This is a genomic window from Methylomonas sp. MK1, assembly GCF_000365425.1.
Lineage (GTDB): Bacteria > Pseudomonadota > Gammaproteobacteria > Methylococcales > Methylomonadaceae > Methylomonas.
Genome location: NZ_AQOV01000001.1, coordinates 2,577,196 through 2,599,296, shown reverse-complemented (window position 1 = coordinate 2,599,296; position 22,101 = coordinate 2,577,196). Strand labels below are relative to the sequence as shown.

General features: G+C 54.7%; 12 protein-coding genes. 9 read left to right on the top strand and 3 right to left on the bottom strand.

Annotation, left to right across the window (positions count from 1 at the left end):
* Nucleotides 1-267 precede the first annotated feature (267 nt).
* The 5 genes from G006_RS27100 to G006_RS0112320 are packed head-to-tail and all read left to right on the top strand — an operon-like array spanning nucleotide 268 to nucleotide 12,327.
* Complete coding sequence (locus G006_RS27100) at nucleotides 268-3,942, top strand: hypothetical protein (protein WP_020483502.1); 3,675 nt, start codon at nucleotides 268-270, stop codon at nucleotides 3,940-3,942.
* 9 nt (nucleotides 3,943-3,951) lie between these two features.
* Nucleotides 3,952-5,568, top strand: coding sequence for a hypothetical protein (locus G006_RS0112335; protein WP_020483501.1), 1,617 nt, complete (start codon nucleotides 3,952-3,954; stop codon nucleotides 5,566-5,568).
* Nucleotides 5,561-7,540, top strand: coding sequence for an ATP-binding protein (locus tag G006_RS0112330; RefSeq protein WP_020483500.1), 1,980 nt, complete (start codon nucleotides 5,561-5,563; stop codon nucleotides 7,538-7,540). The genes G006_RS0112335 and G006_RS0112330 overlap by 8 nt, the downstream gene beginning before the upstream one ends.
* Nucleotides 7,541-7,543: 3 nt before the next feature.
* Nucleotides 7,544-11,362, top strand: a complete 3,819-nt coding sequence (locus G006_RS27095) for an eCIS core domain-containing protein (protein ID WP_020483499.1) — start codon at nucleotides 7,544-7,546, stop codon at nucleotides 11,360-11,362.
* A complete protein-coding gene (locus tag G006_RS0112320; RefSeq protein WP_020483498.1) occupies nucleotides 11,362-12,327 on the top strand; it encodes a tetratricopeptide repeat protein in 966 nt (321 codons plus the stop codon). The genes G006_RS27095 and G006_RS0112320 overlap by 1 nt, the downstream gene beginning before the upstream one ends.
* Nucleotides 12,328-12,379: 52 nt before the next feature.
* Here G006_RS0112320 and G006_RS0112315 read toward each other — a convergent pair whose 3' ends face one another.
* Entirely contained in the window at nucleotides 12,380-13,312 is a 933-nt protein-coding gene (locus tag G006_RS0112315; RefSeq protein ID WP_020483497.1) for a XamI family restriction endonuclease, read from the bottom strand.
* Nucleotides 13,309-14,934 carry an Eco57I restriction-modification methylase domain-containing protein gene (locus G006_RS0112310; protein ID WP_051067684.1) on the bottom strand — a complete coding sequence of 542 codons (1,626 nt, stop codon included), beginning with the start codon at nucleotides 14,932-14,934 and terminating at the stop codon, nucleotides 13,309-13,311. Before G006_RS0112310 ends, G006_RS0112315 begins: the two co-directional genes overlap by 4 nt.
* Nucleotides 14,935-15,806: 872 nt before the next feature.
* Between G006_RS0112310 and G006_RS0112305 the strand changes: the two genes are divergently transcribed.
* Entirely contained in the window at nucleotides 15,807-16,838 is a 1,032-nt protein-coding gene (locus tag G006_RS0112305; RefSeq protein ID WP_020483495.1) for an agmatine deiminase family protein, read from the top strand.
* Between the two features lie 71 nt (nucleotides 16,839-16,909).
* Nucleotides 16,910-17,794, top strand: coding sequence for a carbon-nitrogen hydrolase (locus G006_RS0112300; RefSeq protein ID WP_020483494.1), 885 nt, complete (start codon nucleotides 16,910-16,912; stop codon nucleotides 17,792-17,794).
* Nucleotides 17,795-17,860: 66 nt separating this feature from the next.
* Here the strand turns inward: G006_RS0112300 and G006_RS25505 are convergent, their stop codons facing one another.
* A complete protein-coding gene (locus G006_RS25505; RefSeq protein WP_020483493.1) occupies nucleotides 17,861-20,089 on the bottom strand; it encodes an Rne/Rng family ribonuclease in 2,229 nt (742 codons plus the stop codon).
* A 418-nt stretch (nucleotides 20,090-20,507) separates the two neighbouring features.
* Between G006_RS25505 and rluC the strand changes: the two genes are divergently transcribed.
* Both rluC and G006_RS0112285 read left to right on the top strand, forming a co-directional pair.
* Nucleotides 20,508-21,467, top strand: coding sequence for a 23S rRNA pseudouridine(955/2504/2580) synthase RluC (rluC, locus tag G006_RS0112290; RefSeq protein ID WP_020483492.1), 960 nt, complete (start codon nucleotides 20,508-20,510; stop codon nucleotides 21,465-21,467).
* Nucleotides 21,451-22,098 carry an HAD-IIIA family hydrolase gene (locus G006_RS0112285; protein WP_020483491.1) on the top strand — a complete coding sequence of 216 codons (648 nt, stop codon included), beginning with the start codon at nucleotides 21,451-21,453 and terminating at the stop codon, nucleotides 22,096-22,098. The genes rluC and G006_RS0112285 overlap by 17 nt, the downstream gene beginning before the upstream one ends.
* Nucleotides 22,099-22,101: the final 3 nt, after the last annotated feature.

Genomic DNA, 22,101 nt, shown 5'->3' with positions numbered 1-22,101 from the left:
TCGCGTTGACGAAGGGGCAGGAGCCCCTTTCGGCAACCCCGTTCAAAAGCTTCGGCGCGCAGGGAGCAAGCGGCATCCGGGTGTCTTTTCTTTTGGATACTTTTCTTTGGACAAGCAAAGAAAAGTATCTCGGCTGTCGGTCCGAGAACCGACATTAGAAACATCCGTCGCGCTAGCGACACAATAAAAGCTGTTCCAGGTCGGGGAAGGTTTATGCAAACAAAATTTCCCCAACAGATATGGAAAGAAGAGTAAGGAGTAGCCATCATGTCCATGATCCTGCTGCATAACCCAATCGCCAGCTCCCGCAGCTTGCAGAGGGTGCACATGTTTCCCGGCCGGCATTTGGGCGAGGAAGAATTCGACCGCGAGCAGGCGTATGCCGATGCGCGCCTGGCTACTGTTTTACAGAGCAGAACCGCCGGTATCGTCCATGGCCTGGATTTACAATTGGGACCGAACGGTCTATCCGAACCCGGTTTTAGCGTCAGCGCCGGCTTGGCTTTGGCCGCCAATGGCCAGGCTTTGGGTTTGTATTATCCGCTACGCGCCGAGTGGCAGGATTTGATCGACGCCTACCTAATCCGCAACCAGGTCACCAGCGCGGTCGGCGTTTATTATCTAATGCTGACGCGCGGCGACCGGCAAATCGACGGACCGGGCGTCGATCCTTGCCAGCGTACCGAACTGGACCCGACCCGCGATACCCAGCGGGTATTGGCCGGTAGTCTGGCCTTGCAGCGCATTAATATCAGCGACGCCGCCGTCAACACCTGGCCGCGCGAACGCATCGAAAACTGGGTGGCCGCCGACCGGGTCGATGCCGGATTCATGGCCAAGTTAGGCCATGCCGTGCCGCTGGCCTTGCTGGCAGTGGTGAGCAACGAGGATGCCAGCTACCGAATCGCCTGGCTGTCGCAAGAAGCCGGCCGCTACGAAGCCGTGTCGAACAGCGGTTACCGGGTTTTACTGAATCAAACCGGCGTGGCGATGCGCCGAGTCATGCAAGCGGCAGGATTGCCGGCTAATGCTGAAATTCCGTTGCCGCAATTTCTACAAGACAATCTGCATCTGGATTTCTTGCCGGCCGCCGGTCAGTTGCCGTTGGACTGGCTGCAAAGTCCAGCAGAGCCCGCGCCGAATCTGCTTTGGCTGCCCACGCATCTGGGCATAGACATGGTGCCGGTGCCGGAAGACGCGGTGATCGAATTGTTAAACGGCCATATCGCTCGGCGAGTAATCGATCTGCGCCAGCCTGCCGGCGACAAGATTCGCTTGCTGTTGGCGGTGAACGAGCCGGATTATCGGCCTAATTTATTGGACATTCCGCAAACCGACAGCGTGCTGGAAAGCGACATTTTCCGGTTTTACATGCGTGCTTACGAGGCTTGGCGCAAGTGGCGGCAACAATTCGATGCGCTGTATTTTGTTGAACCGTCCAACACCCCGCCTTTGGCTGGCGGCATAGGCGTGACAGAACACGCGGTACTCGATCCGGCGCAATTCAAAAACCTGGATTTGCCCAAGCCGGAAATGCCGCCGGCCTTGCCGTTGACGATTTTCGAGAAAGTCATCGCCCGCGCCAACAGCGAACAACAAGATCCGCAAAATCCCGGTACGCCTTATCCCTACAGCAAGGGCGTGCCTGCCTTACCCAATTTTTATAGTAACTGGCTGGGCGCAGACGGCAATCCGCCGCCGGTCGCCACGCCCAGCGACGACGGCTTGGTGGTGCAATATGCGGTGGCCTTGGTGGAACTGGAAGCTATTGAAAACCAGATTCGAGCCATACGCAGCCGGGTCGAGAAAACCCGCGACTTTTTATTGTTACAACGTCAGCAACTGGATTCGCAAACCGTGGCCTTGGCCGCGCTGGCCGGCGGCGTGGCCGGCGACGGTACCGGCTTACAGGTCGCGCGCTGGTTGCCGTACGCCAATCTCAACGCTACCGAAATTCCCAATAATGTCGAAAAAGCCGTCAGCACGGAAAGTGTGGTCAGCAATGCGCCTAAAGCCGTTTTTGCCACCGCGTCCGCGGGCCTATTCAACAGCGCGATCAGGCAGATGGCTGCGCCGAAAATCAGCGCCAGTAGTGCCTTGAGCAACAATCTTTTGAGCAACGCGCTGGCGTCCACGTCATCGGTGTCCAAGTCGGCGTTTTTATTGACCAGCAAGCCGCAAACCTATTCGGCGTTTGAATTGGGCATCAACAAAAACCGCCTGGATATGTTGTCGCGCATTACCAAGGAAGCGGTCAGTAAGCCGGCCTTCGAAGCCAAGGAATATCGGTTCGGGGTGATCGATCATATCAGCCCGGAAATCAACGAATACGCCAAGGCCTATTACGGGATGAAGGAATTGCTGGCTACGCTTACCGATCTGTTCGACCCAACCGACGCCGCGACCTTGCGCAAGCAGATGGAAAAAATCGGCGTGGTGGAAGACGATCAGGCCGGCGCCAATGCCAGCAACCCGTTCGAGCGCAGCGGCAAACTGGAGTCTCCGGCGGTGCTGGATAATCTGGCCGACAAAAACGCCCCGAACAATCCGCAGCGTTCCAGCCTGTTGAAGACCCAATATCGCTATCATGCCTTGTTCAAAGCCGGGCGGATTTTGACGCAATGGATTGCGATTTTCGAGGCGCGTTACAACAATATCGAACGCAAACTGCAAGGCAAATTACGCGAACAAGCCAATAAACTAGCGCAGATCGACAAATTGGCCGGGCTGATCCGGGTGGCGCGGGAAACCCTGGAAGGTATGGACAGATTCCGCGTCGAACAGCTCGGCGACTACGGAGTCGCGCAGCGCTTGCTGGAAGAAGACTGGCGGCAAGTATGGGCTCTGAACAACGAACGCACGCGAATTTTGACCAAAGCCTTGCGCGGCTTGTATTACGTCAGAGTACGCGGCACGCCGGTCAGCGCCGCCTTGGCGGACCCGTTGGCTTTGCGTTACGGCAGCAGTAGGGACATCGTCCCCGGCTGCGATTGGGAAGAGGAAGTGGATTTGCCGGCGGCGCTGGATCCGTTTTTCGCGGCGATCTGCGAGATTCCGATGGACGACTGGGCCGGCTTAAAACCCTTGCGGCCCAGGCTGCCGCCGTTTCAACAATTCGATTATCTGGGGCAATTGCGCCAGGCCCGCTTCAAAGCCAGACCCGCCAGCCTGCTGACGCCGGCGAATACCGATACCTTGCAGGCCCGCCTGCAAACCGTGCACCTGCAAACCCAGATCGTGATGCAGCAGTGGGCGAGTTTCAGTTTGCCGGCTTTTACCGTCAGCAGTTTGCAAACCCAGGCCGCAGCCGCCAAGGTGTTGGCTTTGGAAGATCTGGCCGGCGTCGCTGGACCGCTACGCAAACCCGCCCACGAATTGCGCGAGCAGCTGGAGCATTGCCAGTCTTGTTTGCTGGAAAAACTCAATCTGCTGCCGCCGTCCTTGCGTTTGCAATGGGGGCAACTGGCCGAGGACGATCAGATTCGCGTCGAAGATGTGTCGTGGTGGCCGGGTATGGATAGAGCGGAAGCCGACGATTTCAATGCCGCGCGCACGGTGTCGGAATTGATTGCCTGGTGGTTTCGGCAATTGGACCGCGATGCCTCCGCTGCCAGTCGCAGCGCCATGCGCAATATGATCCGGGCGGTGCTGATTCATGCCTCGCTGGGCGATCCGCAGGAAATCATTCGCGGCAATGTGCATGTGCCGCCGCGCTTGGCGGCTATCGGAGAGCGTTTGCAGGTCAAACTAAACCGGCCGCCGTTGCCGGGTACCCGGCTGCAATTGCTGGATACCGAACAACGCGTGGTCGCGGTGCTGGCGGTGGAAGATCACAGTCCGCAAAGCACCCAGGTCACCATCGTCGATATACTGCAATGCGGCGTGAAGATTAACACCCGATTTAGCGTGGTGGCGAATAAGCTGACGCAGCAGCGCTTGTAACTTGACGATATGAGCACCCTGGCCGCCGATACCGTTGCGATACACCGTCTGACCGTCCGGGCCGGACAGCAGCGGGCGGCGGATAGCTTACGCGACAGTTTGCAAAGTGCAGATTGGCCGCACACCGAGCGCGACAGCTGGGTTTTTATCCGCCGCCTGCAAGTCAGCGGTGCAGCGCGACAACTGCCTAGGCAGTTGCTTGAGCAAACCCGGCAATATTTAACGCAAAGCAATAATCCTGAACAGGTGATGCGCTTTGCCAGCTTGGCCGAGTTACTGGCGGCCTTGCTGGCGGATTTGCTGCGCGGCCGCGCCGGTTTTAAGTGGTATTGGCGGCGGTGGACGCATTGGTTTGATTTGCCGGTGTCGCGAGCCATATCCGGCATATTGTCGGAACATCTGGCCTTGCTGCCGTCAGTTACTGCGCGGTTGGCGCAACGGGGTGGCTTAGCCGCCGTCTGGTTGAGTCTGAACGACAGCGATGCTCGACAATTGGCGGTTGAACTAGCGGGGCTGAGCGGTTTTCGGTTGCCATCTAGTCTGGAAATAGCCGAGCTGCTTGGCTCTGAAATCGATGGCACAGAAAGGTCACATCCCTTGGCTGCCGGAGCTCAGGCTTGGGTTGAACAACTGTATCGGCGGCCCGGATTCTTGGCGCAATGGCGAACGCTGTTGCAAGAGCTGAAAGTCAGCGATGGCCGTTATCAATTGGCCTTGTTGCTGATCGGTCAGGAAGCGGCGCCGTTGCTGTTGCAACAACAGCCGGCTAAGGTGCTGGCGTTTTTATCCAGCTGTTTTGCGTCTCCGCTACAAGTTAAGCCAAAGCACGCGATTGCTGAGTTATCGTTGCCAGTCTTGGTTGATACGATCCAGGGAGCGGTTCAGCCCCAGCAAGCTAAACCCCTTCCGCAAGCGCCGCCGGCTAGCCAAGCCGGCCAGACGCAAGCGCAGGCAGATGTAAAGTTAAAGTCCAATGTCGGTGTCGAAAACCAAACGCCTTTGTCGTCCGATGTTCGGCGCTATATCGCGCAAAACAACAAAAATGTCCGGCAACAACCTTCGCAAGCCCCCATTGCGGCAGACGCGTCATTTGCCGATTCTTCTATCCGCGCCTTGGAGCCTCAACAAAGTCTGAAACCCAAGCTAGCCATGGAACGCCCGGAATTTGCCGAATTCCTTACCCAGCAAGGCGGCTTGCTGTATTTACTAAATATGCTCAACCGGCCAGAAATGCGCGGCTTGATGCTGGAACATGCCGAAACATTGCCTAGCGGCTGGGCCTGGTTGTATCGGTTGGGGCAAGAATTGCAGTTGGAAGAGGACGACGCGCTGGTCGATTTCATCGCGCTGCAATTGGGTCTGGATGATAGCGCCGAACTGGTCCAATTGCCGCCATTGCCGGCCCGCGCACAGGTGTTGAGTCTGGCCGAGCGCTGGTATGGCAAGACCGGCGTTTGGCAGCCTGAGTTGTTGGCGCTTGCCGGGCAAATTCACTACAGCCCCAGCCATATCGATTTGTACGCGCCGATGTCGGCGATCCGATTGCCGGTGCGTCTGGCCGGGCTGGACATCAATCCGGGCTGGCTGCCGTGGCTGGGCCGAGTCGTGAGTTTTCATTATGACTAAGCCGCCGCAGCCCTTTGCCGAATCGCTAAATCTACAAACGCCTGGCCGGCAGCAACCGCTGGCGGCCTTGGTGCGTGTTGGTTTGGCCGAGTTCTGGGAACGGATGATGCCGGGCGACACCGAGCTGTCCGAGCAATTGCGTCAGCAAGCCGCCCGGCAGTTAAACGTGGAAGTTCTGCCGAGTTGGATACAAATGCGCGAACACGCAGCATCCCAGATACGGGCCTTGCCCGGTCCCTTTGGTCAGTGGTTGCACGAACAACATATTGGCTTGCCGCAAGCCTTTTTGTTGGCCTTGGTCGGCAGCGCCGAGACTGACTATCTGGTGACCCTGACGCTCAGCGAGTTGCAGGCGCCCAATCCCGGCAACCGTTTGGCCGTGCATTTGGCGCTAACGATGCTGGACGAATTATTCGGCGCCGGTACGCTGGATGCGCTGGATTTGCATGCTACGCCGTTGGTGCAACAACAGGTGTTATTACTCGAAGGATCGGGGCCGTTGTCGCTCAGGCAATTGCGTATCGAGCCGGCCTTGTGGTCGGTATTGTGCGGCAGACCGGCTATTTGGCCGGGCTGTCGGGCGATTGCGCTGACTGACCGCGAGTTGTTGCCGTTGCGCATCCGCAAACAATTGCCGCATCTGGCAACATTATTGGCGAAAGGCGAGGTGCGCGGCCTGGCGATACGCGGCAACAGCGGTTGCGGTCGGCGGGCCTTGGCCGCCGAATTGGCGGGCTTGTTGGGATTAACGGCCATCGAAGTGCCGAGCGAGTTGTGGCAACAGCAGCCGGCCTTACCGCTGGCCTGCCAACTGGCCGGCTGGCTGCCGGTAATCAAGGTGCAGGTCGTGGCCGGCGAAAGCTGGCAGCTGCCGGCAATCCAGCCCAATATTGCGCATGTGATTGTGTTGGGGATGACCGATGCGGTGTCCGGTCAGGATTTGCTGGAACTGGAAATGGGCGTACCTGACGAAGCCGAGCGCCGCCAGCTTTGGACCCGTTATCTCGCCGATCCCGAATTGGCCGGCCGTGCCGCCAGTGCTTTGCTAAGCGGGCCGGTGATTCAGAAGGTGGCGCGCAATGCGGTACTGCGCGCCGAACAAAGCCGTAGTGCGCTGACTGTCGAACATATTGCCCAAGCCCGTCGTGACTTGGGCGCGGAACGCCTACGATTATTGGCAGAGCCGGTACGGCGGCGGGTCGAACGCGAGGCGGTGGTATTTCCGCCGTTGGTCGAACAATATCTGCACGACTTCATCGCCCGTGCCCACAGCCGCGAATCGTTGTGGGAAGCTTTGGGCGTAACCTTGCAAGCCTCGCGCAATGCCGGCCTGCGGGCCTTGTTCGTCGGTGACAGCGGCACCGGCAAGACCCTGGCCGCCAGTTATGTCGCGACCGCGCTGGGCGCGCCGCTGTACCGCGTCGACTTGGCGGCGATCATGAACAAATACGTCGGCGAATCCGAGAAAAATCTGGGTAGTTTGCTGGATTTGGCCGCCGCCGCCGATGCGATATTGTTGTTCGACGAAGCCGACTCGTTATTTGGTCGGCGCACCGACGCCCAGCAAAGCGGCGAACGTTACGCCAATATGTTGACTAACTTTTTATTGACCCGTATCGAAAACCACCCCGGCATCACCATTCTGACCACCAACAGCCGCGAGCGCATCGACAACGCCTTTACTCGTCGTCTGGACGCAATCGTTGACTTTCCAATGCCGGGTTTTCAGGAGCGTCTGGATTTATGGCGCAGCCATTTCGGGCAGCGTAGCCCCAGCGATGATTTGTGCAAGACCTTGGCCAGTTATTGTGACATTAGCGGCGGGCAGATCAGGAATGTGGTGTTGACCGCTGCCGGTTGCAGTCCGGCGGATCAGCCTATCGGCATTGAGCCGTTGTTGTCGGCCTTGCAGCGCGAATATCAAAAATTGGGTCGCAATCCGCCGGCGCAGTTAAAGCAGTTAAGGAGTTAGCTTATGACAACCTTGGCGTCCAAACTCCGCAAAAAGCAGCCGCAGCGCAAAACCAGTGCGCCGCCCAAACCCAACGAAGAGAAAAAACAGCGGAAACCGGCGTATCTGCAACGCAAGATGGCCGTCAGCCAGCCGCAGGACCCTGAAGAAAGGGAAGTCGACCAAGTAGCGCAGGAAGTCAGCCGCGCCAAAAAAACCGGCGAACAGCCGGGGGTGAAGGAAGACAAGGAGATGATTTCCAGCAAGCCGGTGCCGAGTGCTCAGCGCTTGTTGCGGCGGCTGAACCGGGCTGTGGCGGATGCAGCCAAGCCGGAAGAGGAGCAAAAACCGGTGCGCCGGGCGAAAAAGCCGGATGAGGAAAAGAAAAACCCAGCCGCGCAGCGTTCTGTGGAAACCGAGGATAAAAAACAAGATCAGGCCAAACGGCTGAGTCGTAAGGCCGAAGAAGAAAAGCCCAAGGCTGCGCGGCTATTTCGCAAGGCCGCAGGACCGGAGAAGACAGACGAACAACAAACGACTGCCGCGCGTTTGTTACGCAAATCCAAACCGGCGGATGAGGAGCAAACGGTCGCCCAAACCCGCCTGCACAGGGCTGCCGCCGAACAAGCAGAGCAGCCTGACGATACCGAATCAGCCGCGTCGGCAAACACAGTCGAGCAGTCGGTGGAGGCGCGAATCGAGGAAAGCCGGGGTAAGGGAGCGCCGTTGCCGGAAAATATCCGGCGCGAGATGGAGCAACAGCTTGGTGCGGATTTTGCCGGGGTGACCATTCATAACGATGCCGAAGCGGCGGATTTGTGCAAGCAACTTAATGCCCGTGCCTTTACCGTTGGTAACGATGTTTACTTCGCGCCCGGCGAGTTTGCGCCGGAAGCCGACGCCGGACGCGAACTGCTGGCGCACGAGTTGAGCCATGTGGTGCAACAAAGCGGCGGGGTGCAGCGCGTGATGCGCGCGCCGCCGGTGGCACCTGCTGCCGCTCCCGCCGCGGGCGGTGCCAAAAGTGCCGGTAAAGGTACGCTGAAGGGTGGGGAATTGCATGTGCCCCTGCTGACTTTGCCGCAAAAACCGGGCATGCAGGAAAAATTCAGCGCTAAATACGGCGGGCTGACCAATTGGAAACTGCCACAAGCCGACGAGCGTACCAACCAGATTGACGACTGGAAAAAGCAGATCAAACCGTCGTCCGGTGGCTGGGATTTAAAACCCTACCTCGGCAGCGACAACACTTTGCCGGATACCAACGGTGCCAGCACGCAATATGCCTTGAAGCTGAAAGCCGGGGGTGGCGGCCAAGGCTATCTGATCGGCTCCGAAAGCGACATCCGCGAGCAGGCCATTCTGCCGTGGTGGAATAGTCAGGGCGCGCCGCACCTGTTCGATGTCGATCATATTCTGGAGCTTCAATTGGGCGGTGATGCCGACAAGCTGGAAAACTTCCAGTTACTGGATGCCAGCGCCAATCGCAGTTCGGGTAGCAAGATTAAAAACGCCATCGATAAGGCGATACGCGCGGCCATCCCGCCCGAAGTGGAAGGTGGTGGCGACTTGCCGGAAAATCTCTCCAAACCGTTGCCTGGGCGGGGCAAAGCCGCCCCTGGCGCTGCACCGGCACCGGCTGCGAATGCCGCGGCGCCTACTCCGGCCCCAGCTGCGGGAGGCGGCGCAGCACCGGCTACCGCAGCCAAAGATCCGGCGTCGGCTGCACTGGACGCGATCAAAACCAGCTATCAGGATAAGCTGATTTTCGACGAAGTGAAATTCGAGGGGGCCGTCGGCGGCAATCCGGGCATCTGTTGGCAGGCCGACCGCGTCACGAAGATGGAACATCTGAAGCCGTTGGAGAAGGCCACCAAATCCAATGCGCCCGATCTGTTTGCCAACGATAAATTGCGGCTGCTGCCGCGTCCCGGCGCCGGGGTGATGTTTGTTAGCGCCATGAAGGGCGACCCCGGCAGCGAAACCTTCGACGCCGGCAGTTGGGGCGGCATGTCGGTGGTTGGCGGAACCTTCAACCGCAGCGCCGGTAGCGGTACGGTGACACTGACCATGCCCAAAACCAAAAAAGTCGATGCGCAGAACACTACACTAAATTTTGTCAGCAGCGGTGCGCCGACGCTATGCCATATTCCGCCCGGCCAAGTAGCTGATGCTTATCGCAACGCCTTTAAAGCCAAGACTTTGAGCCCGATTGCGCTGAACAACGCCGATATGGATGCCAGCGCCAATATCGTCGGCGGCGGCGTCTTAACCATCGACGGTATTCCGCTGTTGGCTGGCACGACTGTCGACGTGGCGCTGGTAGGCGGCGATCTGGTGTTCTCGAAAACCTTTTCTACCGATGAATTCGACATGAAAGGGCCTATCCAATTGGATAGCAGTTCGCTGACGCTGAGTGCCGGCGCGGCCACGCCGATTGCCGCCGCCGGCTTGGTGGAGTTTCATATCGGCGAACTAGCTAAAGGTTCTTTGGAGGGCAGTGCCACCGCCGGGGGCTTTGCGATGGCCGGCCAATTGGAATTTGATAAACAGCTGTTCACCGGTGCGGGGCGCATCGATTATGACAGCGCTAAAGGCATCAAAGCTTCGGGTACGCTCGGCCTGAAGCCGGGGGCGTTGAAAGGCATCAAAAAAGCCAGTTTTACCCTAGCTTACGACGATGCCAAAAAAGCCATCGATTTTGCCGGCGATGCCGAGGTTTCCGTGCCCGGCTTTAAAGGCGCCAAATTGTCCGCGCATGCCGACGATACCGGCAATATCAGCTTGGGCGGCGAGGCAACGCTGTCCGACACCATCCCGCGTATCAAAGCCGGCAAGCTGAATGTCTCGGCGGAGCGCAAGGGCGATGACTGGTCATTGGGCGGCGGCGGCGAGCTTGAGCCCGATTTGAGCGGATTGGACGCCAGCGCCAAAATCAAACTGGATTATAAAGATGGCTTATTGAATGGCAAACTCACGGCCAACTACAAACGCAGCATGCTGGCCGGTAATATCGATTTGAATGCCAAAGCCGTGGTCGGTGAAGGTGGCGGCGAGGCCGAACCGATCAAGGTCTGGGGCAGCGGCACGGTCGACGTGACCGCAGCGCCCTGGCTGAAGGCGACCGTTGGCTTGACATTGGACGAGACAGGCGAGATTACCGTGTCCGGCGAATTGGGTTTACCCAGTTCGTTGGAGATCTTTCCGCGCAAGGAGATCAACAAATCGCTGTTTGCCGTCGCCACGCAAGTACCGATTGTGCCGGGTATCGTCGCGGAAGTGGGCGGCAATCTCAGTGCGACGGCAGGCATTGGCCCCGGCAGCCTGGATCAGTTGAAAATCGGTTTGACCTACAATCCGGATCATGAAGAAAACACCAAAATTACCGGCGACGCGCATCTTAAAGTGCCGGCCGATGCCGGCTTGCGCTTGGCGGTGCGGGCCGGTATCGGCTTGGGTATCACAGGTGCCAGTGCCACCGGCGGCCTGGAGATAGGCGGCAAATTGGGAATTGAAGGTGCGGCGGAGGCGGGCGTGCACGTCGATTGGACGCCGGCCACCGGTCTGGATTTGACCGCCAAGTTATCGGTATCCGCTCAACCCAGCTTTACCTTCGATATATCCGGTTACGTGGCGGTGACGGCGTTGGGCTTTAGCGTTTACGATCAACGCTGGCAACTGGCCTCGTATCAATTCGGTTCGGATTATAAGTTCGGTATCAGTCTGCCGGTGCATTACCACGAAGGTCAGCCCTTCGATGTGTCGCTGGACGATGTGCAGTTCGAGGTGCCGGATATTTCGCCGGGTGACATATTGAACGGTTTGATTGCCAGGATAGCTTGATGAATGTGCTTAACGATCTGCTCAGAGAAGGGGTAATCGCCCATCACGCCGGCAATCTGGTCGAGGCGGCGCGTTTGTATCGGGCGGCGCTGGAATTGGACGCTGACAATGCCAGCGCGCATAACAATCTGGGTTTTGTGCTGGCTCAGCGGCAAGAGTGGTCGGAGGCCTTGGTGCATTTGCGTACCGCGCTACGTCTGAAACCGAATATGGCTATGGCGCATTGCAATATCGGACAGGTGCTGGTGAATACCGGTCGTGCCGGCGAGGGCTTGGCACATCTGGAGCAGGCTACGGTATGCGATCCGGATAGCGTCACGGCTTGGGACAATCTGGCCCGCATCAGAGTCTTGCTCGGCGACTTTCAGGGCGGCGAGTATGCGGCGATACGCGCCTTGAAACTGCAACCCAACGCGCCGCAGCTGCATACCCGCTTGGGCATCGCCGTGGCCGCTCAGCAACGGCTGCCCGAGGCCTTGCAGCATTATCAGCAGGCTTTGGCAATGGACAACAGACATCAAGAAGCCTGGGCGCAACTGGGTATTACCTGTTTTCTACGAAACGATCTGGGCAGCGCCCGCGACGCGTTGGAAACCGCGCTGGCCCTTAACCCGGAAGATAGCAACGCGTTGCGGCATCTGGCCTTGGTGAACCTGAGTCTGGGTAACCGTGATGTCGCCATCGCCCAGTTCGAGCATTTGCTGGAACATAATCCGGACGATGACGAATCACGCCTGGATTTGGCGGTGGTTTTGCTATCCGGCCAGCATACGGCGGCGGCGTTGGAACAGCTGGGGTCGATAAGCGAGGCTGCGCGCGCGTCCAGCAAATATCAGTTCTATTTGGGTTTGGCCTTGCAACAAAACGGCGAGCAGGAATCCGGCGCGCAATTGCTGCGGCAACTGGCCGATTTGCCGGATGATGCTTACGGGGTTAAGGCGCGGAAGATGTTGTTGGTGAGTTAGACAGAAAATAACCTATTGCGTAGTTAACACTCTACCTAAATATACATTTCTACTATGTGCTTGTTGACTGGATAAAGTCACCAAGTTTCCTCAAGTCGTGTGCCCAATACAAGGCAAGACCCCGTTCTTGCGCTTGCTCCAAGTTGAGTACGTTAAAGACACCGGAGAGTACAGCGGCAGGTACTATTTGCGATGTGCCAAATTTTTTTAGCCAGTATTCCGCCTTGACTGCTGCATCGTTGTTGAGACGTTTTACGCTGTTGGTGGCGCTATTGGATACTTTGCATTCAATGGCGAGTAAACGGGTATCGTGCAACCGGATTATGACATCTGCTTTACGATCACCAAGCTTGCATTCCACGCAAAACTGCATGGCTTGCGGTCCTTTAACAATTGTGTTGATAGTCGCGGGAGCTACTTCGGAGAAGCCCACGCTTCGAAGATAGTCCTTAACTTGGGTTTCCTGATTGGTTTTGCCATCGTTACGGCGTTCGGTAGCAATACGTTGGGCAGCAAGCAATACTGATGACGCAAGAATAGCCGTTTCAATCTGCTGTTCCGTTGGTACGCTGTCTTCTGTTTTCTCGGCCTTAAGCCATGGAAATCGATGGGGATCAATCACGCGATCAATGACACTAAACACTCTGCTTAGTGCATCTGGGTTTTGTCCAAGTATGCTGGGTTTCAGCGAATCAATATCAGCAATTACTTTTAAATCATCGTCTGAAATAGGTGGTCCTGCTAAATAGCGTAGTGCTTCTCCAAGTCCTTTGTCGTAAGCATCTGCCAAAGCGGCATTCGTAATGCTGTCTGGATTTAAGTTATTAAGATGTTGAAATAGTAGCTCAAATTTTTCACGGGCAGCTTGATAGTGAGATGTCCACGCAGTAGTGGCTGCTAGCCTATTGGATCGAAATTCTAATTTTGATGTGGTGGCATCCGTGGTTAGTTCTTCGGTGGTCCATTGTTTAGGTGATATTGTCATGTAGTTAGGGTTTCCAGACTTGGTATGCGTAATCGCTCTATTTCCTTAGGTTCAAATTTGGTAAGGCCACCAGCATATGTCCTGCCACTGTCGGTATAAATATTTTCGTTGAGCCACGTCACTAATCTGGCCATAGTATCTGCAGGCAGGTTTTCTCGTGGGTACAGACCATGGGCAATATTGATATGTCTGGCGTTACAAGTGTTCAATGTGAATTGAGGGGGACGTCGAGCCATGTAAGTGCAGAGAATCGGTGCTGGCGACTTTAATCCTACTGACCACCATGCTTTTCGATGTTGGGCGATATAACTCTGGTCGGCCCCATGGTATTTTGCCCAGGTCAGAAATTTATTAACGCATTTGAGTTCCTCGTTCGTGAACTCATCTAAATCAATCGGCAAATCAATTACGCGACGCAGTGATTGGGTTGACTCTAAACGCGGGCCAGCTTGAATCAGATCTTTAGCCTTGGTGATAGCAGGCAATTTAACGCGGTCAGGCAAAAATGTTGCGTGTTCTCCGGCAATCCAAATGCCATTTGCTCCTGTTACTTGTCCGCGATGTACGCGGAAAAATTCGCCTAATTCAATGTCGCCGGAATTGATTCGGAGGGACGGGCGCACGATGATGGACCAACGATGCACCGACTGGAGTTTTTTGCGTGGTATGTCGATGCCTTGCGTCAATCCATTAAGTTCTGATATTCCGCCTACGGATTGGACTCGTACTGGTTGAGTCGTTTCGCCGATACGAAAGCAGGTAATTGCCGCTGTGGTAGAGGTTCCTGGAAAAGCCTCGGTAGCTGGATCAAGCACATGTAATGCAATTCCCCCTAGTTCTTCCAGCAACAAGCGACGCAATGCCGAGCCATAGTTGACATCGAGCCACTCGGCCGAGGTTATGAATGTCCCCACGTCGCCAATTTTAGCTAAAAGTCGAGTTTGTAAAAAAAAATACAGGTGTAGTCCTGCTAAGGCGCTAGCGGTTATATTGAAAGTAGCAAACCGAGATGCATACCAGTTTTTCCAATTTTCCGGAATGTCGTGGTGTCGGACATAGGGAGGATTCCCTATAAAGGCTGTAACACCGTCACATTTAGGTAAGAGGGCTTCGCGGTAGTCGGTAACCATGATAGTTGTTCGGTCACTCCATCCATGCACGCAGATATTGGCTCTTAACATTAACGCAGCCAAGGGATCCATCTCTATCGCTATGAGCTGCGCTTTGGTAAAAACCTTGCCGGCAGCCATAATAAAACGTCCAGAACCCGCTCCCGGATCAATGACACGCGAGGGAGTTTCCTGGCTTGCGAGCCAAGTTGTCATCGAATGCACAATGGGGATTGGTGTATAAATAGCGCCAGAACTGCGCCTTATGTTCGACAAACGGATTAACGAGAAGCTTTCTCCGAGAGGATCGTCTCCGTTTAGAATGGCTTCACGAAATAAGTCGATTTGGTGTTGCTTAATGTTATTCGAAGTAGCTGATTGTACTAGTAGCGTTTCTTCGGCCGATAATCCAGAGTGTCCGTTGATCAGCGAAATGCATATGGCAATTAAATCTTGCTCTGTTTTTAACGTGGCAGTAACACATGCTGGGTACGGATTTGATGAACTAGCCATAAATGTTTCAACATAAAATTCGGAGCTTCGTAGAATCAATATATCAACATGATTGCTACTTGTTTAGCGTATTTGTTAATTGAATTTGTTTTTGTGTGCACGCTCGGTTTCCAAGTTAGGATGGCGGCACCCCTCAGCGATAATTGTACTTTATATTTGTATCTCGCTGAGATGAGGTATCTGCCTAAGTTGTCATTCTTTTGGGGCTTACGTAGTGCTGTAATTTCTGAAACTGCGTCAATAACCCCCCGCAAAATCAATATTCCCACTTGAAAAAATCGGCCGTAGGGCCAGAATGAAACGCAGAGCGCTACTGCGGTGTTAACACCGCGCAAGCGGTCGATGACGAGTGGAACAAATGAGCGGCAACGCGTGTCCTGTCTGAGGATTGAACGTTAGGGGCAATTACCACGTAAAGAGCGGGTACGGAAAGATTCAAATTAGTGCATAGTGGCGTCGAATCCCTCGAGCAATCGTGGTTTCGTATTTTGTTCATAATTGGCTGAAATGATGGCAGATGTCTTGGTTAGTGCGGCCTCACGGTAAATTTCGGGATTTCTGACTGACTACAGACCTCGAGTCTGACCTCGTCAACGGCATCGGCGGTAGGCTGGCGGGTTGGAGACTACAGTTTAGGCTGTCGAATCCCCCGCCGGCGGGCTCATCATCCATCTCCGGTTATGTCTCCCTTTCTGCTTTGCGAACGGCACTTCGGCTGTTTCTCGGTGTTAGCAACAATCCTGTTGAAACCTTGCTTCTGTATCCAGGCATACGCCGCAATGACATTAAAATTCCGTGGAATAGGCCTAACCGGTCAGCATTGATACAATAAGGCATTATTTCTCAAAGCCACATTATCCAGGGAGTACTTCATGATTCGCTTTCCAGCAGAATGGGAAACACAATCAGCCGTTATCATTGCTTGGCCGCACCACAGCGGCGACTTTACCAATCTGTCCGCTGTCGAAGACACCTACCATTTTGTTGCGACTACCATTAGCCGCTTTCAGCCCTTGGTGATTATTTGCAAGGACGGCGAGCATCAGCAGCATATTCAGACGCAACTGGGCCACAACGAAAAAATTCATATGGTGCAGGCCGATTACAACGACATCTGGCTGCGGGATACGGTGTTTTTGACGATGGAATGGGAGCATCCCAAAGCCAGCGTGCAGTTGCTTAACTTTCGATTCAATGGCTGGGGTAAAAAATATCCGCATGCGGCTGACGATGCCTTAAATCTGGCCTTGTTTGCGCATCCGATTTTTAAAGGTCATCCCACCGCGACACTTGATTTAGTATTGGAAGGCGGCAGCGTGGAGTCGGACGGTCAAGGTACCTTGATGACCACCAAAAATTGTCTGCTCAACCCCAACCGCAATCCGGACTTGTCGGAAGCGGCGATTGCCGGTCAGTTGCAAAATTATTTGGGCGCGAAACGGATTTTGTGGGTCGAGCAAAGCAATTTGGCCGGCGATGATACCGATGCGCACATCGATACGCTGGCGCGGTTTTGCGATGCCAATACTATTGCCTATACCAGCTGCGACGACAGCGAAGATCCGCATTTCCAAAGTCTGAAAAATATGGAAACGCAGTTAAAAACCTTTAAAACCGCAAATGGTGAAGCGTATCGGTTAGTGGCGCTGCCCTTGCCGAAGCCGATTTTTGACGAACAAGGCCAGCAATTGCCGGCCAATTACTCAAATTTCCTGATTATCAATGGTGCGGTATTGGTGCCGGTTTATGAAGACGCGATGGATGCGGTGGCGTTGGAGCGGCTGAAAACCTGCTTCCCTAATCATGAAATTATCGCCACGCCTTGTCGGCCATTAGTACATCAGTATGGCAGTTTGCATTGCGCGAGCATGCAGGTGCCGGCCTTCGTTAAATTGAATTTCTAGGTTTTTGCCTGATTTTCCGGTGCAATGCGCTGGCGTATTGCACCCTGTATAGACTTCAAACCGATCAGCCTATGAAAAAATCGATCATCGCCTGTGCCGTACAGCAGCCTTGCAATCGCGGCCGGGAAACCAATCTGGCCTATTCGATCCGCCAAATCGAAACAGCCGCCCAACAAAATGCCGACTTGGTGGTGTTGCCGGAACTGCATCTGGATCATTATTTTTGCCAAAGCGAAGACACGGCTTGTTTTGATTTGGCGCAGCCGATTCCCGGCCCGACATGCGAAACGCTGGCCGACGTAGCCAAGGCCAACAAGGTGGTGATTGTCTCGACGATTTTCGAGAGGCGCGCGCCGGGTTTGTATCACAACACTGCCGTGGTGTTTGATAAGGACGGCAGCATTGCCGGCACATTCCGGAAAATGCATATCCCCGACGATCCTGGTTTTTACGAGAAGTTTTATTTCACGCCCGGCGACCTGGGCTTTACACCGATCAAAACCTCGATAGGCAAATTGGGGGTGTTGATCTGTTGGGACCAATGGTATCCGGAAGCGGCGCGTTTGATGGCGTTGGCTGGTGCGGATGTGTTGATTTATCCGACCGCCATCGGCTGGAATCCCGAAGATGACGCCGCTGAAAAGCAGCGGCAGTGCGATGCCTGGATTACGGTACAACGCGCGCATGCGGTGGCGAACGGCATTCCAGTCATTTCGTGTAACCGCATCGGTTTCGAAGCTGCGCCGGATCAGGCGCCGGGCATTCAGTTTTGGGGAAATAGCTTTATCGCCGGCCCGCAAGGCGAGATTCTAAGCAGTGCAGACGAGAGTCAGGATGTATTGTTATTTGCCGAGCTTGATGCGCAGCGTAGCGAAGACGTCAGACGCATCTGGCCGTTTCTGCGGGATCGCCGGATCGATGAGTACGCTGATTTGAAGAGAAGGTTTATCGATTAAACGCTGATGAGTTCAGCGACTTGAGAAAGCCGGGCAACAGCAAGAACTGTTGCCCGGCTTTTTTAATCAGTCTTCGCTGGCGCTACGGCTGATAGGTTCTTGAGGTGTTTCGCTGTGGCGATTGTTGCTGCGCTCGGCGAACTCTCTGTCATAAGAGCGCGGCTGGCTGTTTGCTTCGCCGCCTTCGGAATAGCTGGGGGCAGTGGCTGGACGTTCGTCGCCTTGATTTCCCGCTTGGCTATTATCGCCAGCTTCGCCACCGGCACTTTGCTCGGGACGTCTCTCGCCGCCGTTGCGCGGGCCGCGTCTGCGGCTGCGGCTGCGTCGGCTACGTTCTTGGCCGCCGTTCTCTTTTTTGGCGGTTGCAGCGGCGTCTCCACCGTTTTCCTGATCAATAGCCACGGTTTGTTTCGGCTCGGCCGGTAAGTTGCCGGTAGCTTCACTATTTGCCGCGCCGTTGGGTGGGCGACGGTTGTTGTTACGGCGGTTGTTGTTACGACCTGATGTTGAGCGCTCGCCTCTCTCCCCTCTGTCGCCGCGATCTCCACGGTCCCGGCGATTGTTTCTACCGGATCTGGGTTTGTCTTCGCTGCTTTTTTCAGCGGCTTCAGCGCTTTCTGAGGCTTTGCTACTCCCGATCAGACGCTGCCAGAAGCGTTGAATCAAACCGGCAGAGGTTTTTTTACTTTGTACGGGGGCAGGGGAGTCTGGTAAAAACTCCTTGATAGCGGCTTTTTCGGCTTTGGGGCCGGCCTGTTTGGCAAATTCCGGTACTGAAATATCTTCTTCCTTGATATGCAAATGGCTGGCTTTTTCTTCGCTAACTTCGCCGGCCGATTTGATGCGTTCGATGTCGTAAGACGGCGTTTCCAGATGTTTGCTGGGCAACACGATAATGCCGACTTGCAGTCTGGTTTCGATTTCCTGAATCGCCGCGCGTTTCTCGTTCAACAAGAACGTCGCGCAATCGATAGGCAGATGGGCGATGACGCGCTCGGTGCCTTTTTTCATCGCTTCTTCTTCGATCAAGCGCAATACAGCCAGCGTGACGGATTCGACGTTACGGATGGTGCCTTGGCCCTTGCAGCGTGGGCAGGTCAGTTGCGTGGAATCGCCCAGTGAGGGACGCAGACGCTGTCTGGACATTTCCATCAAACCGAAACGCGAGATGCGACCGGTCTGGATGCGGGCACGGTCGATTTTCAAGGCATCACGCAGACGGTTTTCTACTTCGCGCTGGTTTTTGTTGGACATCATGTCGATGAAATCGATGACGAACAAACCGCCCAAGTCGCGCAAACGCAGTTGGCGGGCGATTTCGTCGGCAGCTTCCAGATTGGTGTTCAGCGCGGTTTCTTCGATGTCGCTGCCTTTGGTGGCGCGCGCCGAGTTGATGTCGACCGAGGTTAGGGCTTCGGTATGATCGATGACGATGGAGCCGCCGGAAGGCAGAGACACTTCGCGGCGATAGGCCATTTCGATCTGGGTTTCGATCTGGTAGCGGCTGAATAGCGGCACGCTGTCCTGATACAATTTGGCCTTGTGCAGATTGTGCGGCATCACCTGTTTCAGGAAGTTATGCACCAACTTAAAGGCGCCTTCCTGGTCGATCAGGATTTCGTCGATGTCGCCGCGCAAGTGATCACGCAGGGCGCGGATGATCACGTTGCTTTCCTGGAAAATCAGGAAGGGCGCGGTTTGCTCGCTGCTGGAACGGTCGATGGCTTCCCACAGTTGTAACAGGTAGTTCAAGTCCCATTGCAGTTCTTCGACGTTTTTGTCGGAGCCGGCGGTGCGGATGATCAAGCCCATGCTGTCCGGAATTTCCAAAGCAGCCATGGTTTCGCGCAATTCGCTACGGTTGTCGCCTTCGATGCGGCGGGAAATCCCACCGGCTTTCGGATTGTTCGGCATCAGCACCAAGTAGGTGCCGGCCAGACTGATGTAAGTCGTTAGCGCCGCGCCTTTGTTGCCGCGTTCTTCTTTTTCGATCTGAACGACGATTTCCTGGCCTTCGCGAATATTGGACTTGGAGGATTTACCTTCTTCGTTATCGCCTGTTCTATATTCAGGAGCGATTTCCTTGAACGGCAGGAAACCGTGTTTTTCGGCGCCGTAATTAACGAAGGCGGCTTCTAGGCTGGGTTCTACCCGAGTGATGATACCTTTATAAATGTTAGATTTTTTTTGTTCTTTTGAAGGAACTTCGATGTCGAAATCATATAGTTTCTGACCATCTACCAATGCCACCCGCAGCTCTTCGGCCTGCGTGGCGTTGATAAGCATTCTTTTCATTAAATTATCCTTATTGTGTTATGTATCCTACCTAGAGCTTAAACAGGTTTGGTTGTCGCGGATAAAGGCGGCGTGTTTCCCAATATGTACTTAAGTGAGCGGCCAGACTGACTGAAAACTGCAAGTGATTGTAGTTATTGTCGCAGTGGATTATCGGCAATTGCCGAGGGTGGCGCTTGAAAAATGGGATATCTGTTATACCGAACTCTATACTAAGGATGCAGCACGCTCATCATGGGTTGAGCGATAAAACCCGAAAAAATTCTTTAAGCTTAACGCGAAGCTACAGCGCTAAAACCCGGTCTTTAAATTTTTATAGTTAAAGTCTATCCAAAGATAAACTAGCCTAATATAGCAATGTTTATACACAGCAGCAATTTTAAACATGGCTGGCGGATATGTTGTTATTATTTGCCGCATGAATACCGCAGAAAATCAGACCAATCCGCAAGTACAATGGTTGGAAATTACCGAGGCAAACAGCGAACAAAGGCTCGATAATTTTCTGATCACTTATCTCAAAGGCGTCCCTAAAACCCGCATCTATCGTATGGTCAGAAAGGGCGAAGTACGGGTGAATAAAGGCCGTATCGACGTCAGTTACAAGTTGCAGTTAGGCGACATCGTAAGGATTCCCCCGGTCAGAGTCGCGGAAAAAAAAGACGAAATCATCGTCCAGCCCACCTTGAAGTTCAGTCTGGAAAACCACATTCTCTACGAAGACGACGGCTTTATCGTGTTGAACAAGCCGGCCGGCTTTGCGGTGCATGGCGGAAGCGGTGTAACGTCCGGGGTGATCGAAGGGCTAAGACAGATTCGGCCGCAGCAGAAATTTCTGGAACTGGTGCATAGGCTGGACAAGGAAACCTCCGGTTGCTTGTTGATTGCCAAGAAGCGCTCGGTATTAAAGGTGTTGCATGAACTTTTTCGCGGCGATGGCATTCAGAAGACCTATTTGGCTTTGTTGGTGGGGCAGTTTCAGCGTAAGAAACAACTGGTCGAGGTGCCTTTGTTGAAGAATGTCGCCCAGGGCGGCGAGCGGATGGTGGTGGTTAGTCAGGCCGGTAAATCCGCCGAGACCTTGTTCACCCGCTTGAAACAGTTCCAGGATGTGACCTTGGTGCATGCCGCGCCCAAGACTGGCCGCACCCACCAGATTCGCGTCCATGCCGCCTGGCTGGGGCATCCGATTGTGGCCGATGATCGTTATGGCGACGACGGCACGAATAAGGCCTTTAAAAAGCGCGGTTACAAACGTTTGTTTTTGCACGCCGAGCAATTGCAGTTTGCTCATCCCGTCAGCGGAGCCTTGCTGCACTTCACGGCGCCCTTACCCGAGGATTTACAAGAATTACTGAATCATGAAAAACCGCTTTGATTTAATCATTTTCGATTGGGACGGTACTTTAATGGATTCGGTGGACTGGATCGTGCATTGCATCCAGCAAGCCGCGATGCGTCGCAAGTGCGCAGTGCCGACCGCACAGGCAGTCAGGGACATCGTCGGCTTGAGCATCGAAAATGCGATGAAGCAGCTGTTTCCGGATGAAGATAGCGAAAACCGGCAAAAGATAGCTACCGATTACGCGCAAACCTTTTTTACCAAGCAGATCGGTCCCGAGGACTTGTTTCCCGGTGTGCATGACATGCTGAATCAGTTTCGTAGCCAAGGTTACCGCCTGGCAGTCGCGACCGGCAAGAAAAGCAAGGGTTTGCAGGCAGCGATCAAATCTACCGGTGTGGCGGATCTGTTTTGTACCACGCGCTGCGCGGACCAAACCGCTTCCAAACCCAATCCGCTTATGCTGGATGAAATCATTATGGAACTGGGCGTGGATAAGCAGCGTACCTTGATGGTCGGTGATTCGGTGCATGATTTGCAAATGGCCCTAAATGCACAAGTCGCGTCAGTCGGAGTTACTTGCGGCGCGCATCCCGCTACAACCTTGCAAAAGTACAAACCCTTGCTGTGTTTGAACTACCCCACCGACTTGATCGGAATCATATAGGAG